Below are 14,586 nucleotides of genomic sequence, written 5' to 3'. Positions count from 1 at the left end.
GAGCCAGTGCCAGGCCTTTCAGGTCGCTTTTTGCCACACCTTCAGCACCGATTCACAGAACACCTCCACGTCATCGGCTTTGAAGATCAGATGCTGAACACCGGCTTCTTCGGCCTGTGCCAGCAGTTCCTCGTCGAGGAAACCAGAGGTGACCGCGACCGGCAGATCGCGCCTGATCGCCTTCACTTCGCGCGCCACGTCCAGGCCCGACAGGCCCGGCATGTTGTAGTCTGTCAGCACCAGATCAAAAGCCCCCGGATCGGCGCGCAGCGCCTGCAGCGCCGCATCCTGATCGGTGTGTCCGCTCACCCGAAAACCGCGCCTTTTGAACAACCGGGTGATCAGCGAGACCAGCGCCCCATCGTCGTCGATGTAGAGAATGTGTTGGCCGCTATTCACCGGTGCCACCGATGCAGACGTCTTCTGGCTGGTCTCCGGCGTGCGTGCACCGGTTTTTACATCGGCAGGCGGCAGAATCACCGTGAAGGTCGTGCCATGTCCAAGTTCGCTGTGCACCTGGATCACGCCCTCGTGGTTGCGCACGATCCCGTGTACCACTGACAGACCCAGCCCGGTGCCACTGCCCACCGGTTTGGTGGTGAAAAACGGCTCGAAGACCCGGGCCAGCGTTTCGCCATCCATGCCCGGGCCATCGTCTTTCACAGTGAGGCGGACCGCGCTCCCCGGCCGCCTGGCATGCATCTTCACCAATGCCGTTCGCTTTTGATCCAACATGGCTTGGGCGGTGATGGTGTCGAGGTGAATATCGATGTGACCGGCTTGCCCACCCATGGCCTGCGCGGCATTGGTGACCAGGTTGATCAGCACCTGCTCCAACTGGGTGGCGTCGCCCAACACCAGCGGAACGCCCTCCTGGCAACGGGTTTCCAGCACGGTGCGCGCCGGCAGGGTGGCGCGCAACAAGCGCGCAGTTTCCTCAACGACAGGGGACAGCGCGATCACTTTGAGCTCGGTGGGCTGGCGACGACTGAAGGACAGAATTTGCTGCACCAGGTCTCGGGCACGGGAGGCCGCCTTGCGGATCTGCTCCACGCTCTCCAGCACGAGCACATTGGAAGATGCGTCTTGCCGTGCAAGTTCCGCATTGCCCAGAATGGCAGCAATGATGTTGTTGAAATCGTGTGCAATGCCACCCGCCAGCGTTCCGATGGCCTCCATTTTCTGCGATTCGCGCAGCTGGGCTTCGAGCGAAGCATGCTTGATGGCGGCCAGCTTGCTCTCGGTGATGTCGAAGATCGTGCCCACCAGGAATTTTTCCCCGGAATCTTCCACAAAGCGCGTTTTGCTGGTCACGATGGTGCGCAAGAAATGGTTGACCGTGAGCGATTCTTCGCACACATAGGGTATGCCTGTGTCGAGCACCCGGCGGTCGACATCGAGAAAATGCCGGGCTTCATCTGATGGACGGTTCTCCGCCAGAACTTGGCCAATCACGGCGCTTTCATCCAGCTCAAACAAATCATAGAAAGCCCGATTGGCCAAGACGATGCGGTGCTCGTTGTCTTTGACGAAGATCGGGTCACCGGCCACATCAAGAATGGTTCGCATGCGTTTGCGTTCATTGCGCACGGCCCGCTCCACTTGCAAACGCGCGGTGATGTCGCTCACGGCGATGCGCACCACAGGAAGGCCTTCGGCTTGCTCATCGAATGGGCCTTTGGCAAGCACACATTGCAGCTGGGCCTGAAACACCGAGCCATCACCGCGCCGCAAACCCAGGCTCAGCCCGCCCTGCAAGTCGCCTTGCTTCACGCCCACCACGTGCTGAACCCAGCGCCCCTGATCTTCAGGCACAACCAGCGCAGCAAAGCGGGTTTGCAGCAGCTTTTTGCGTTCCCGCCCGAGCTGCAGGGCGCCGGTGAGGTTGATCTCTTCGATCAGCCCCTCAGCGCCAAGGGAGAGGTAACCCACGGGAGCGAACTCGTACAAATCGACATAACGGTCCCGGGATTCGGCCAGCGCCACCTGCGACTGCCGCAAGGCCTCGTTTTGCATTTCCAGTTCGATCTGGTGCACTTGCAGTTCATGCAACAGGTCCTCGGCCGGGCGTGCAGCCCTCTCGGCCTTCGATGCGCCCGCCAGGCGGTCTTCGGCTTCTGCGCGCAACAGCGCGTCCTTCTGCTTCTCGTCATCGTGGGACTTCATGCGGGCTCCAGCTGTTCAATCTCCACCATCGCCAGCAAGATCAGGTCGGTGTTGCCGGTCGCGGTCACAATGCGGCGGGCGTTGAGCACCATGCGGCGCGAGCCCAACACCGGAAATGAATGGGTGACCACGTAACCTTCCATCACCTGTTCGCGCGGCAAAATGTCTTCGAGCAGATCGCGCAAGGCGGGAATGTCCCACTGGCCGTTGCCCAGCGCGTAAATTTTTCGCCCCACCGTCTCCTCGGCCTTGACTTGGAAGTGCTCATAAAAGGAGCGGCTGGCCGATACCACCTGCAAGGCCCCATCGAGCACGATCAAGGGCTTGGCCACGGTGTTGATGATGCCCTCGGCCAGGCGGGCGCGCGCGCCTTCCGCCTCCGCCAACTGGATGCTGGCAAGCTTGAACTCGGTCACATTGGTGAAGGTCAGCACCGCACCGGCGATGACGTTGTCCAGCGTGCGGTAGGGCTTCATGCTTGCCAGATACCATGAGCCGTCCAGCGTGCGCAATTCGCGCTTGTGCGGGATCAATGTATCCAGCACCGATTGCAACTCGACCAGCAAATCTTCGCCCTGGATGTTGGACCTGATGTCGCCCAGTGGGCGGCCCACATCGGTGGGAATGAGGCGGTAGACCCGCACCGCCTCGGGCGTATAGCGCCGGATGCTGAGCTGATTGTCCAGGAACAGCGTGCCGGTGTTGACGCTGTCGAGCAGGTTCTTCATGTCGTTTTGAATGCCGCTCAATTGCTCAACCTTGGCGTTCAGTTCGCCATTGACCGTGTGGGTTTCTTCGTTCAGCGACTGCAGTTCTTCCCGGGAGGTTTCAAGCTCCTCGTTGGACGATTGAAGCTCTTCATTGGCCGATTGCAATTCTTCGTTGGTGGACTTGAGTTCCACGTTGGTCACCTGGTGTTCTTCGATGGTGGCTTGCAGGTTTTCTTTGGCAAACGCGAGTTCGCGCTCAAGCAAGTCGATGTGCTCCTCTTGGTTGGAAGGAGAACGCTCATCGGGCAGTTGTACGACCTGACGTTTGTTCGCGGTGCGCCGGTGGAGCTTGCCGGCTTCGGCGAGCTCTCGAAAGCTCACCAGCAGCAGTGGCGCTGTGCCCTTGGGCTCAGCCCCGCCTGCATGGCCCGCCAGCCGGTGCACGCTGAAGCCGACACGGGAAAAATGGCCGTTGGTTTTCACCTGGACAGCCCGGTCGATCGTGGGCTCGGCCCCGGTGGTGGCCTCCAGGATGGCCCTGCGCAACTCAAGCTGCAACCCCTCCCGCGCCATCTCGATCACATTGTTGCTGACGGGGCCTGGGGCCGGGCGAAGGTATCTGCCGGTGTCGCCAAACACGAAAAGGATGTTGCCTTTGACATCGGTGGTGACCGATGCCGGCGCATAGAGCTTCAGCAGCGCACGGTGGCTCAGATCGCCCACGCTGCGAGCACCTTGAGTTTTCAGTTGGGCCATGGCCACCACCCCAGTGCTTCTGTCGGACGCGTCGACGGCTTGGTGCCATTCTTTGACCACGCCGACATAGGTGGACGCTCCCCTGTGTTTCGCCTGGTAAAACTTCCATTTGCGATCGAGCGCCAAAAACAGATCCGGATGGCTGGTGATGCTCTCCGAAGCGGAGAGAAACAAGACTCCGTCAGGCTTGAGCGCATAGTGAAAATTGAGAACCAACCGACTTTGCAGTTCCCGCTCCAGATAAATCATCAGGTTGCGGCAACTGAGAAAATCGAGTTTCGTGAAGGCTGGGTCCTTGACCACGTTTTGCACTGCAAACACCAGCATGTCGCGCAGGTTGGGCGTGACCTTGTAGCCCGTATCGTCCTGGGTGAAAAATCGGCGCAGGCGCTCAGGGCTGATGTCCTCGCTGATCGTCAGGGGATAACGCCCTGCCCGCGCCAAGGCGATGGCCTCGTCGTCGAGGTCGGTGGCGTATATCTGGATCGCGATCTCATGCCCTTGTCGGGCCTTGATCTCGTCCGTCAACTCCCGCAGCACGATGGCAATCGAATAGGCCTCTTCACCGCTGGCGCACCCGGCCACCCAGACCCGAAACACGTCGCCTTCGGCCCGGCCCTCCAGCAGCGGGGGAAGCACCGTGGTTTTCAGCGCCACAAAAGCGTCCGGGTCGCGAAAAAAACGGGTGACGTTGATCAGCAGTTCGCGAAACAAGGCCTTCGCTTCGGCGGGATTTTCCTTCAGGTAGCGGGCATAGACCTCGGCGCTGTCGATGCTGTGTTTCGCCATGCGCCGCTCGATCCGGCGGCCGATGGTGCTCTTTTTGTACAGCGAAAAATCATGACCGGTGCGCTTGCGCAATTGCAGCAAAATCTGGTTCACGCCGCTCACACCCAGCGCGCCACCCTCGGTCTCGGCGGCCATCACTTTGGGCCTCGACACCGATGGGCTGGTCAGCTTTTGGAGCAAGGCCGGCATCTCCTCCACCGGCAACACATGGCTGGCGCAGCCGGCGGCGATGGCGCTTCGCGGCATGGCGTCGTATTTGGCGCTCAAAGGCGCCTGCACCAGGCTGATGCCGCCCACTGCAAGGATGGCGCGCAGCCCCAGCGTGCCGTCGCTGGCGGTGCCTGAGAGCACGATGCCCATGGCCCGCTCGGCCTGGTCTTCGGCGAGCGAACGAAAAAAGGCATCAATGGGCAAACGCTGGCCGCGCACCGGATTCGGCATGGACAGCTGCAACACCCCATTGAGGATGTCCATCTCGCGGTTGGGGGGAATCACGTAGACACAGTCCGGCGCCACCCGGGTCTGGTCTATCACCTGCATCACTGGCATGGTGGTCAAGCGCTGCAAAATTTCCGCCAACAGGCTTTCGTGCGACGGGTCCAGATGCGAGACCAGCACGAAGGCCATGCCTGTGTTCGCCGGGCAGGCCTGGAAAAACTGCTCGAAAGCCTCCAGACCACCCGCTGAAGCCCCCATGCCAACGATGGGAAATGCCGCAGCCGAGGCACCGTGAGGCTCCTGCGCGTCAAACAAAACGGCCCCCCTGGAGGAGGTTCTGCCGGTGGTTCGTCGCCTCGGACTTGCCGGGCTTGATGGCGATGGGGTTTCTGGTCAACATAAAAATCCCAGTGCGCAGCAGCTAGGTAGCGTGTCTCTCATTGTAGGCAACTGCACCCTGGTTTGGGCGGGTTCTGGTGGCAAATGCCCCCGACGCATGCCCACAACCAAGCCTTTGTGCCGATGTGACTACAAATCAGGTTGAAACCCTTGATCTGCCTGGCCATAGGCGGCGAAATGGACGCTCCGTTGCCCAGCATATACCGCGGGTACACCCAGCCATCGAACTGCTCTGCACTGACCCAACCCGGATCCAGCGCCGCTTCGCGCAGCGTGCTGCCTTCGGCATGGGCATGTTTGGCAATGCGGGCGGCCCGGTCGCAGCCGATGTGGGGTGACAGCGCCGTGACCAGCATCAGGGCGCTCTGCACATAGGCTTCCATGCTTTCGGCGTTGATGCCGATGTTCGACACACAGTGTGCGGTGAAACTGCGCATCGCGTCGGCCAGCAGGTGGGTGCTGTCCTGTACGTTCGGCGCGATCAAGGGCTTGCACACGTTCGGCTCAAGCTGGCCCTGGCTGGTGGCAAAGACGATCGCCGCATCGTGGCCCATACCTGTGCACACACCATGGTGAGCGCCTCCACCTGGGTCGGGTTGACTTTGCCAGGCACGATGGAGCTGCCCGGTTCGTTTTGGGGCAACACCACAGCTCGCCCAGTGCGGCGCGAGGGCTACGGCCCATCGAGCGAATGTCGTTGGCTATCTTGGTCAGCGCAATGGCCAGCATCTTGATGCTGCCGTGCAAGGCCTCCAGCGCTTCATGGCCGGCCATGGCAGCAAACAGATTGTTGGCCTGCACCCAGGAAAAACCGGGTTTTTCAGCCAGTTGACTGACCACGCGGGGTCCAAATTCAGGGTGGGTTTTGAGCCCCGTACCCACGGCGGTGCCGCCTATCGCCAAGGCATGCACCGCTTCCAGGGCTTGCTGGATGCTGTGTGCACAGCGCGGCATTCCCACCAAACCCCTGGCCGCGCGTGACGGGCGTTGCATCTTGCCAGTGGGTTCTCCCGAACTTGACCACACCGCTGAATTGGGTGGCCGTTGCCGACAGCACATCTTGCAAGCCTCGCAAGGCCGGCAGCAATGATTGCTGGGAGTGCAACGCTGCGGCCATGTGCTTGGCGGTGGGAAACACATCGTTGGAAGGCTGACCCAGGTTCACGTCGTCGATGGGGTGCACACTGAGTTCGGAGCCCCGCCCTCCGCCCAAGGACAGGGATGCCAGGCTCGCCTCCCCTTCATTCACACCCATGTTGCTTTGGGTACCCGGGCCCGTTTGCCACCCGCTCAGTGGAAATTCAACATCAAATTCGCCGGTTTTGGCGCGCTGGGCCGACTCCGCGATGGCCAGCGCCTTGGTGGTGTCCAGCAGTTGCAGATCGGCGTTGACCCGCGTGGCCGCCCACTTGACCCAGGCCAGCTTGTGGATCACGTCCAGCGGCATGGCTGGGCACCGATGGCAAAAAAGTGCTGGCTGCGCGCGGTCTGCGCGCCCCACAGGGCTTTCGCCGGCAGGTCAATAGAACCAAAGCTGTCGCTTTCGCTGCGGATCTTGCTCATGGCGCAGGCTTACGCCTGGTCGGTTCTATCGGGAAAAACCATCGTATCGGGCACCGGGCTACTCGCTCAAGGCCTTGAATCCGGCGATCACATCGGAGAGCTCCTCATCGATCTTGCTTTGCCGCAAGCGGTGGAAGCGCTCTTGCAGCTCCAGCAGCATCTTGTCGATGTTTCGGTCGGCCCGGTCCATGGCTGCCAGGCGGCTCGCGTTCTCGCTGGCCAGCGACTCGGCGCTGGCCCGGTAAATCGACACGAAGACAAACTCGTTGATCAGCGCACGCAGCGTCTCGGCAGCGCTGCCCAGACGCTCGGGAAGCATGGCGGTTGGCCAGGGGCGCTGGGCCAGTTCAAGGCGCCATGCATCGTCCAGCGGCAGCAGCCGCTGGCTCACCGGCGAATAGCCCGCGCCGCCTGTGGGCCGGTTGTAAAACAGGTGCAGCTCAGGCGGGTTTTCAGGCTCCTGCGAGGCCGGGGCCGTGTCGATCACAGCGACCAGGATGTCGGTCACCAGGCGGGTGATGCCCTTGACGGTGGCGGGCACGGTAAAACTGCCCTGCATGGGGATGTCTGCGTCGGCCAGGCTGGACTGCATGCGGGAGCCCACCGCCCAGACCTGGGTGATTGCGGGCGTCGCAGCTTGGGCCGACAGGGTGGGCAGCGCGTGTTCGACGAGCGTGTCGTTGAACCGGCCGACCAGGCCTTGGTCAGAGCCAAAAACCACGGCGCGGATGCGCCGCTCGGCAGGCGCGGCGGCGTGTGGCCGTGGCATCAGCGGCTCTTGTCGAAAGCAGGCGCCCAGGCCGAGTTCGACGGTGCGCGCGTAGTCGCCCAACGCGGCCACCGATTGCGCGTACTGCCCCACGCTGGCCGCCGCCTGGGCCTTCATGGCGCGCACGACCGCGTGCAAGTCGGATGCGCTGCCGATCTTTCGACGAAGGTGGGCTGTGCTGTCTGCCATGGCGGTGGGCGTTGCGCTCAGCCGCGCTCAGGCGGCGGCGCTTTTGTCGCAGGCCCAGCGGGCCCCTTTTCGCCCTCTTCGCCCTTTTCGCCCTCTTCGCCTTCTTTCGGTTCCGGCAGAAACGCCGCTATGGCGGTACGCGCCAGGCTCACCATGGCCGCGCGGTCTTCGTCGGTCAGCTTGTCGGAAGCCAGCAAACGCTGCTCGAGCGCTTCAGGCATGTCGCGCCCTGCGGCGTCAACCACGGCCTGCTCGGCCTCAACCATGCGGTCCATCGGAACCGCATCAAACAGACCGTCGGTCAGCGCCAGCACAGTGGCCAACTGCGCCGGCACCGACAAGGGGGACAGCTCCGGCTGCTTCAGGCAGGCGCGGATGCGTTGTCCGTGGGTGATCGACGCCTGGGTGTCGTCATCCATGTGGGCACCAAAGCGGGCGAAGGTTTCGAGCTCCTCGAACTGCGCGTAGGCCAGCTTGAGGTCGCCAGCCACAGCCCGAAAGGCCGGCAGCTGGGCTTTGCCGCCCACCCTGGAAACCGATCGGCCCACGTCCACCGCCGGCAGCACGCCCAGTTGGAACAGCGTGGGCGAAAGGTAAATCTGCCCGTCGGTGATGGAGATCAGGTTGGTGGGGATGTAGGCCGAGATGTCTTCGGCCTCGGTTTCGATGATAGGCAAAGCGGTCAGCGAGCCGCCGCCGAGCTGCTCGCTCAAATGGGTGGCACGCTCCAGCAGGCGCGAGTGGATGTAGAAGATGTCACCCGGGAATGCTTCGCGCCCCGGCGGACGACCCAGCAACAGCGAGATCTCCCGGTACGAGCGGGCGTGTTGGGTAAGGTCGTCGTAAACGATCAGCACGTCGCGCCCCTCTGCCATGAAGCTTTCGGCGATGCTCGTGGCCGCGTAGGGCGCGATGTAGGACAGACCAGGTGCGTCGTTGCCGTCGGCCACGACCACCACCGTGTAGCCGAGTGCACCCTGCTCCCGCAGGCGCGCCACCACCTTGGCCACGGCGGAGGCGCGCTGGCCGATGGCGCAGTACACGCACACCACGTCGCGGCCGCGCTGGTTGACGATCGCATCGATGGCAATGGACGTCTTGCCGGTCTGCCGGTCGCCCAGGATGAGTTCGCGCTGACCGCGACCGATCGGGATGAGCGCATCAATCACCTTCAACCCCGTTTGCAGCGGCACCGTGACCGGCGCGCGGTCCATGATGGCCGGTGCTGGCCGTTCGATGGGCAACCGTTCTTCGCTGGCCACCGTGGCCTGCCCGTCGAGTGGTCTGCCCAAGGGGTCGATCACGCGCCCCAGCAGTCCATCGCCCACGGCCACATCCATCACACGGCCTTCGCGCACCACCTCGGCACCCGCCTGCAAGCGCGCATGGTCTCCCAGCAGCACCACGCCAACCTGCGTTTCGTCCACATCGAAAGCCAGGCCCAGCAAACCGCCGGGAAAGCGGACCATTTCCGCGTAGGCCACGCCCGGCAGCCCACCGACATAGGCCACGCCGGTGGCCACAGACAGCACCGTGCCCACTTCGCGGGCCACCAGTTGGGGCGCCCAGGCCTCGCGGCCAGCGGCCAACGCCGCGAAGGCGCCGTCCAGCCCGGCCTGCAAGTTGTCGACCGTGGCGGCCATCATGGTGCCACCGCGGGTGCCTGCAGCAACTCCCTCACCCCGCGCTCCAGCGAGGTGAGGTAGTCGCTGATGGTCCACGCCAACTTCTGGCCCTGGGCCACCAGCTCGATGCCGCCCACGAGGGCGGTCTCAACTTCAAAGCGCAACTCGGGCTTGACGCCCAAGCTGTCGGCGATGGCGTTTTGAATGGCGAGGCGCTGATCACTGGGCAACTCGAAGGCACTGCGCACGACAACCCCGCTTTCGGAATCCCCCATAGCCGCCGCGAGCGCGGCCTTGGGCTCGCCTTCGAGGTCATGCAGGCGGGTGATGAAGACGGCGCAGGCGCTGGCTTCCAGACTGGCGCCAGCCAAGTCGGTGAGCGCTCGGCGCGCGATGGCAAACACCTCGGTCTGGGTGCGCTGACGCAAAGCCTGGCCCAGCTTCTTTGCTTCGCCAACCAGCGACGCCTGGCGCTGGGCTGCGAGCGCATCGGCGGCCTCGCGCGCAGCGCCCATCAGCTTCTGGCGTTCTTCGGCTGCGTCGGCGCGGGCCTGCTTCAGCAGCGCCGCACGCTGCTGGTGAAGGTCATCGTTCTTCTTCTGAAACTCGTCGCGCTGTTGCTGGGCCTCGGTTTCTTTGCGTGCCGCCGAAGCGAGCTCGGTGGCGATGCGCTCTTCGCGTGCGTCGATGGCGTTGAGGATGGGCTTGTACAGAAAGCGCTTCATCAACCAGGCCAGGATGATGAAGTTCAGCGCCTGCGCCCCCACGGTGAACCAGTCGATCAACATGCTCAGTTGCCCGCCAGCTTGGCGGCCTGCTCGAGCGCCGCGTTCCAGAACGGATTGGCGAAGATCAGGATCATCGACACCACGAAACAGTAGATCGCGGTGGACTCGATCATCGCCAGGCCGACGAACAGCGTGCGCGTGATGGTGGCCGACGCGTCGGGCTGCTGCGCCAACGAGGTGAGCGCCTGGGCCACAGCGCGACCCTCGGCCAGGGCCGGGCCCATGGTGCCAAAGCCGGTGGTGATGCCGGCGATGACGATGGAGGCAACGGCGATGAGGGTCAGACTGTCCATGGGGATTCTCGGGTTGGTTGTGGGGTTGGAGCCGTTGAGAAAAGCTCCGCTCAGGCGGGCTTGGCCGCAGCGGGTCGCACACGGGTGGCCGCGGCGATGTAAACCGCCGCGAGGATGCTGAAAATGTAGGCCTGCACCATGCCGGTCAGCAGACCGAGCAGCGTCATCACGATGGGGAAAACAAACGGCGTGATGGTCAGCAAGATGCCCACGATCATGGCTCCGCTCATCATGTTGCCGAACAGGCGCACGGCCAGGGCCAGCGTGCGCGAAAGCTCGCTGATGAGGTTGAACGGCAGCATCACAACGGTGGGCTCGATGTAGGTTTTGAGGTAACGGCCCACGCCCTGTTCGGCGATGCCGAAGGCCGGCACGGCCACGAACACACAAGCGGCCAGTGCCACGGTGGTAGAAAGCGACCCCGTGGGTGGCTCGAAGCCCGGGATCACGGTGCACAGGCTGGACATGGCCACAAAAAGGAACAGCGTGCCCAGAAACGGCAGGTACTTGCGCGGCTTCTCCAGACCCACCTCCTGAATCTGTGTCTGGATCGCGGTGGTCACGATCTCCAGCAGACTTTGCCAGCGCGAGATGGTGGCTCCGTGCGACAGCTTGCGCGTGATCAAGGCAGATCCGAGCACCATGCCCACTATCAAGACCCAGGTGAAGACGATGGTGGCGTTGAGCTTCACGAAGCCGCTCTGCCAGAAGATCCACTCGTCGGGGCTAAGGCGCATGACGGGCCTCCCCTGATGCGTTCGATGGCGAAACCGGCGGCGGCAAGCGCGTGGCCCAGGTGACGGCCAGGCGCGCCATCAGCAAGCCCAGCAAATACAGCAACATGCGTGTCCACTCGCCATTGCCCACAAGATACAAACCGCCCAGCACGGTGGCCATGCGCAACAGCACACTGGCCAGCATCGAAGGCCCTGGCCAGCGGAAATCGGCCGCATGGCGCACCGTCCACCACAACCCGCCGAAGAATACCCCGCCGAAAACGAAACCGGCCATGAGAGGCCACAACACATCAAGCATGGTCATCTCCCGGGTCTCCACCATCATGGTTGCTGCGACTTATGTGGCCTTTGTCCGTCGCCTTGGCGTTGACGTCAGCGTTGTCTTCGTGCATGTTGCGGTCCTCCTTGGACACCCAATGCCAGGCGTTCAGGCAACCGAGCGTGAGCCCGGCCATCAGCAAGGCCAGCGTCCAGGAATGGGTGCCGGTGGGACGGCTGTCCAGCCACAGGCCAAGGGCCGCACCGAGCAATGTGGGCACAGCCACCGACCAGCCCACCAACCCCATCATGCCCAGGCCAAACCACACGCCGGGCGCACCATCCAGACGCGCCTTGATCTTGCGCGCGGCCTTGCTGGCCACCTTTTCGGTCAATTCGATGTCCTCCGCCCTTTGCGGGGATTTGGGTGTTTTTTCAGTCATCTGTCAACGCCGCAAAGCGGCGCATAAATCCGCCATCCAGCTGCGCCATCACCGAGCGCAGGGCCTGCTCCTGTGCGTCGATCTGGGCAAATTCCTGCGCGATGGCTTCGCGCAATCGCGCCAGGTTGGTGCCGCCGATGGCGCGCCTTGCGGACACCCGCACCTCGGCGCCGGCCTTCACCAGCACGCCTTGGTCCAACGCCACGAACACCTCACCCCCCGCCGCCGACTCGTACGTCAGAATGCCGGGCACCAGTGCGGCCACACAATCGAGCCGGTGCGGCAACACGCCCATCGAGCCCGCCGAGGTCTCGGCCACGATGCGCAGCACGTCGGGCTCATCGGCATACACCTGAGAAGGCAACAACACCCTAAGTCTCATCAGCGGACACTGCTTGCGCAGGCTCCTGGTTGTGCCCTTGGGCGGGCTGTTTGCCTGAGATGGGCGGGGTCTTGGCGGGCACCGGCTCTGCCTTGCTGGTGCGCTTGGCCTTGGCCTCGCCGATCGCGCCGATCATGTACAGCGCGCTCTCGGGCCGGTCGTTGAATTCGTCGCGCAGGATGCGCTCGCAACCGTCGAGTGCATCGGCCAGGCTCACCAGCTTGCCCGTCAGCCCGGTGAATTGTTCGGTTGTGAAAAAGGGTTGCGTCAGGAAACGCTCCAGGCGCCGCGCACGCGCCACCACCTTGCGGTCGGCTGGCGAGAGCTGTTCGAGCCCCAGCATCGCGATGATGTCTTTCAGCTTCGCGTACTGCGCCAGCGTCTGCCGGATCTCCTGGGCCAGCGCGTAGTGGCGCGCGCCAACAATGCCAGGCGTGGCCATGCGCGAGCTCGATTGCAGCGGATCGATGGCCGGGTACAGCCCTTCGCTGGCGCGTTGGCGCGACAGCACGATGGACGCCGACAGGTGCGAGAAGGTGTGCACCGCAGCCGGATCGGTGAAGTCGTCGGCGGGTACGTAAACCGCCTGGATCGACGTGATGGCGCCGCTGTCGGTGTTGGCGATGCGTTCTTCCAGCCCCGCCAGTTCGGTGGCCATGGTGGGCTGGTAACCCAGGCGCGAGGGCATCTGACCCATCAGGCTGGAAACTTCCATGCCGGCCTGGATGAAGCGGAAGATGTTGTCCACCAGCAGCAGCACATCGCGGTGCTCGTCGTCGCGAAAGTACTCGGCCATGGTCAGCGCCGCGTCACCGACCCGAAAGCGGGCACCGGGTGGCTCGTTCATCTGGGCAAAGATCATCACCATCTTGTCCAGCACGCCCGCTTCTTTCATCGCCGCGTGCAGCTCCGCGCCTTCGCGGCAGCGCTCGCCGATGCCACAAAAGATGCTCACACCATCCTGGTGGTCGATCATGTTGTGGATCATTTCGGTCAACAGCACCGTCTTGCCCACGCCTGCGCCGCCAAAGAGACCGGCCTTGCCGCCCCGCTCCAGCGGCGTGAGCACATCAATCACCTTGATGCCGGTCTCAAACACCTCCGAAGCTGTCGAGCGCCGAGCCAATGGCGGCGGCGCCTGGTGCACCGAACGCCACGTAACACCGGCCAGCGACTCGCCACCGTCGATGGTCTTGCCGAACACGTCAAACATGCGCGAGACGATGGCCTTGCCCACGGGCGCCTGCAACGGGGCGCCGGTGTTGGTCACGGCCATGCCGCGCGCCAGGCCTTCTGTGCTCGTCAACGCCACACCGCGCACATGGCGCTGGTCGCGCTGGGTCAGCACTTCGATGGCGATGTCACCGCCCTCGCCTTTGGCTTTGCCCGCGTGCAGCACCGAATGGATGGCGGGAAGAGGTCCGTCAAAGCGCACGTCCACCACGCTGCCGCGCACCGACACCACCACCCCGTGGGGGTCTGGCGTGTCTGGGTTTTTGCTGTTGTCTGCGCTGTTGAACACCATGGTCGATCTGTGTTACCTGAATCCCCGCATTGGATGCTGTTGCGGGCAGGCAGTCTGTTCGCTGGCGCACGAAGGGCAAAAAGAAACCGTTTTCGCTACCAGACAGATGTGGCGCAGACCCAACTGCACAGTGGGCGCAAACACCCCCTAACAGCCCGGCGATGGCTCCAAGTGCGGCACGACCCAGGAACTGGCGATGCCCGCCGTGGGCGAGGACGAGAACAAGGAACAGGGGACTTCCAGCGGCGCTTTTACGGGACCCTTCCGCCAACCACCGCCGTACCCGACCCGGTCAAAGCCAGCACCGCTGAAGCGCTGGCGGCACTGAAAGCTTCGGGCCTCGGCGTGTCATCATGGCCACCGGCGCTGGCCTGACCACCGCGCAGACCATCGCCTCGCAGTTGCACATTGACGGGGTGCTTCGCGGCGTCAATCCCACCAACAAGCTGGCGCTGGTGAGCCAGCTCCAAGCCGAAGGCCGCACCGTGGCCATGAACAGCGGGCAGGTCACGCTGTTCAAGGCCGACTTGCGCGGCATCGCCCAGGCGCTCACCCTCTCCAACGACGCGGTGGCGAACATGAAACAGAACCTCACTTTCGCCTCTGTTTACAACGCGCTCGGTATTCCCTTGGCAGCGGGCGTGCTGTACCCATTCACGCGCGGCACTGGCGATGAGCCTGAGTTCGGTCTCGATGATCGGCAACGCGCTGAGGCTTCGTGGCCGCTGAAACAACCATTGAAACGATAGCAACGGC

Annotated in this window: 11 protein-coding genes and 2 pseudogenes; 1 reads left to right on the top strand and 12 read right to left on the bottom strand. The window is 63.4% G+C overall.

Annotated elements, in window-relative coordinates:
- Nucleotides 1-18: 18 nt before the first annotated feature.
- The 12 genes and pseudogenes from E5678_RS04905 to atpD form a co-directional block, all read right to left on the bottom strand.
- Nucleotides 19-2,166, bottom strand: coding sequence for a PAS domain-containing sensor histidine kinase (locus E5678_RS04905; protein WP_136177487.1), 2,148 nt, complete (start codon nt 2,164-2,166; stop codon nt 19-21).
- On the bottom strand, nt 2,163-5,174 hold the full coding sequence (locus E5678_RS04900; protein WP_210731987.1) for a chemotaxis protein CheB: 3,012 nt from the start codon (nt 5,172-5,174) through the stop codon (nt 2,163-2,165). Before E5678_RS04900 ends, E5678_RS04905 begins: the two co-directional genes overlap by 4 nt.
- A 275-nt stretch (nt 5,175-5,449) precedes the next feature.
- Nucleotides 5,450-6,821, bottom strand: a pseudogene (locus tag E5678_RS04895) (class II fumarate hydratase); the annotation flags it as partial.
- A 58-nt stretch (nt 6,822-6,879) separates the two neighbouring features.
- Nucleotides 6,880-7,779 (bottom strand): F0F1 ATP synthase subunit gamma, encoded by a 900-nt coding sequence (locus tag E5678_RS04890; protein ID WP_136177486.1) that lies wholly within the window; start codon nt 7,777-7,779, stop codon nt 6,880-6,882.
- Between the two features lie 17 nt (nt 7,780-7,796).
- Nucleotides 7,797-9,422 carry an alternate F1F0 ATPase, F1 subunit alpha gene (locus tag E5678_RS04885; protein ID WP_136180632.1) on the bottom strand — a complete coding sequence of 542 codons (1,626 nt, stop codon included), beginning with the start codon at nt 9,420-9,422 and terminating at the stop codon, nt 7,797-7,799.
- A complete protein-coding gene (locus tag E5678_RS04880; protein WP_136177485.1) occupies nt 9,422-10,192 on the bottom strand; it encodes a F0F1 ATP synthase subunit B in 771 nt (256 codons plus the stop codon). Before E5678_RS04880 ends, E5678_RS04885 begins: the two co-directional genes overlap by 1 nt.
- A 2-nt stretch (nt 10,193-10,194) precedes the next feature.
- Entirely contained in the window at nt 10,195-10,485 is a 291-nt protein-coding gene (locus tag E5678_RS04875; protein WP_136177484.1) for a F0F1 ATP synthase subunit C, read from the bottom strand.
- A 50-nt stretch (nt 10,486-10,535) separates the two neighbouring features.
- On the bottom strand, nt 10,536-11,222 hold the full coding sequence (locus tag E5678_RS04870; protein WP_136177483.1) for a F0F1 ATP synthase subunit A: 687 nt from the start codon (nt 11,220-11,222) through the stop codon (nt 10,536-10,538).
- A complete protein-coding gene (locus E5678_RS04865) occupies nt 11,212-11,526 on the bottom strand; it encodes an ATP synthase subunit I (protein ID WP_136177482.1) in 315 nt (104 codons plus the stop codon). Before E5678_RS04865 ends, E5678_RS04870 begins: the two co-directional genes overlap by 11 nt.
- Nucleotides 11,513-11,923 (bottom strand): AtpZ/AtpI family protein, encoded by a 411-nt coding sequence (locus E5678_RS04860; protein ID WP_136177481.1) that lies wholly within the window; start codon nt 11,921-11,923, stop codon nt 11,513-11,515. The genes E5678_RS04865 and E5678_RS04860 overlap by 14 nt, the downstream gene beginning before the upstream one ends.
- Nucleotides 11,916-12,293, bottom strand: coding sequence for a F0F1 ATP synthase subunit epsilon (locus E5678_RS04855; RefSeq protein WP_247596915.1), 378 nt, complete (start codon nt 12,291-12,293; stop codon nt 11,916-11,918). The genes E5678_RS04860 and E5678_RS04855 overlap by 8 nt, the downstream gene beginning before the upstream one ends.
- Before the next feature lies 1 nt (nt 12,294).
- Nucleotides 12,295-13,830, bottom strand: coding sequence for a F0F1 ATP synthase subunit beta (gene atpD, locus E5678_RS04850; RefSeq protein WP_136177479.1), 1,536 nt, complete (start codon nt 13,828-13,830; stop codon nt 12,295-12,297).
- Nucleotides 13,831-14,106: 276 nt separating this feature from the next.
- Here atpD and E5678_RS04845 point away from each other — a divergent pair.
- A pseudogene (locus tag E5678_RS04845) lies at nt 14,107-14,559 on the top strand (HAD family hydrolase); the annotation flags it as partial.
- Nucleotides 14,560-14,586: the final 27 nt, after the last annotated feature.

It is taken from the genome of Hydrogenophaga sp. PAMC20947 (assembly GCF_004795855.1).
In the GTDB taxonomy this organism is placed as follows: domain Bacteria; phylum Pseudomonadota; class Gammaproteobacteria; order Burkholderiales; family Burkholderiaceae_C; genus Hydrogenophaga.
This window is presented reverse-complemented; position numbering and strand designations above follow the sequence as displayed.

Bases quoted from the DNA above. Each gene is read 5' to 3' on its own strand.
- atpD (WP_136177479.1), bottom strand. From the start codon at position 13,830: ATGGTGTTCAACAGCGCAGACAACAGCAAAAACCCAGACACGCCAGAC.
- E5678_RS04885 (WP_136180632.1), bottom strand. From the start codon at position 9,422: ATGGCCGCCACGGTCGACAACTTGCAGGCCGGGCTGGACGGCGCCTTC.
- E5678_RS04880 (WP_136177485.1), bottom strand. From the start codon at position 10,192: ATGTTGATCGACTGGTTCACCGTGGGGGCGCAGGCGCTGAACTTCATC.
- E5678_RS04860 (WP_136177481.1), bottom strand. From the start codon at position 11,923: ATGACTGAAAAAACACCCAAATCCCCGCAAAGGGCGGAGGACATCGAA.
- E5678_RS04875 (WP_136177484.1), bottom strand. From the start codon at position 10,485: ATGGACAGTCTGACCCTCATCGCCGTTGCCTCCATCGTCATCGCCGGC.
- E5678_RS04905 (WP_136177487.1), bottom strand. From the start codon at position 2,166: ATGAAGTCCCACGATGACGAGAAGCAGAAGGACGCGCTGTTGCGCGCA.
- E5678_RS04870 (WP_136177483.1), bottom strand. From the start codon at position 11,222: ATGCGCCTTAGCCCCGACGAGTGGATCTTCTGGCAGAGCGGCTTCGTG.
- E5678_RS04865 (WP_136177482.1), bottom strand. From the start codon at position 11,526: ATGACCATGCTTGATGTGTTGTGGCCTCTCATGGCCGGTTTCGTTTTC.
- E5678_RS04890 (WP_136177486.1), bottom strand. From the start codon at position 7,779: ATGGCAGACAGCACAGCCCACCTTCGTCGAAAGATCGGCAGCGCATCC.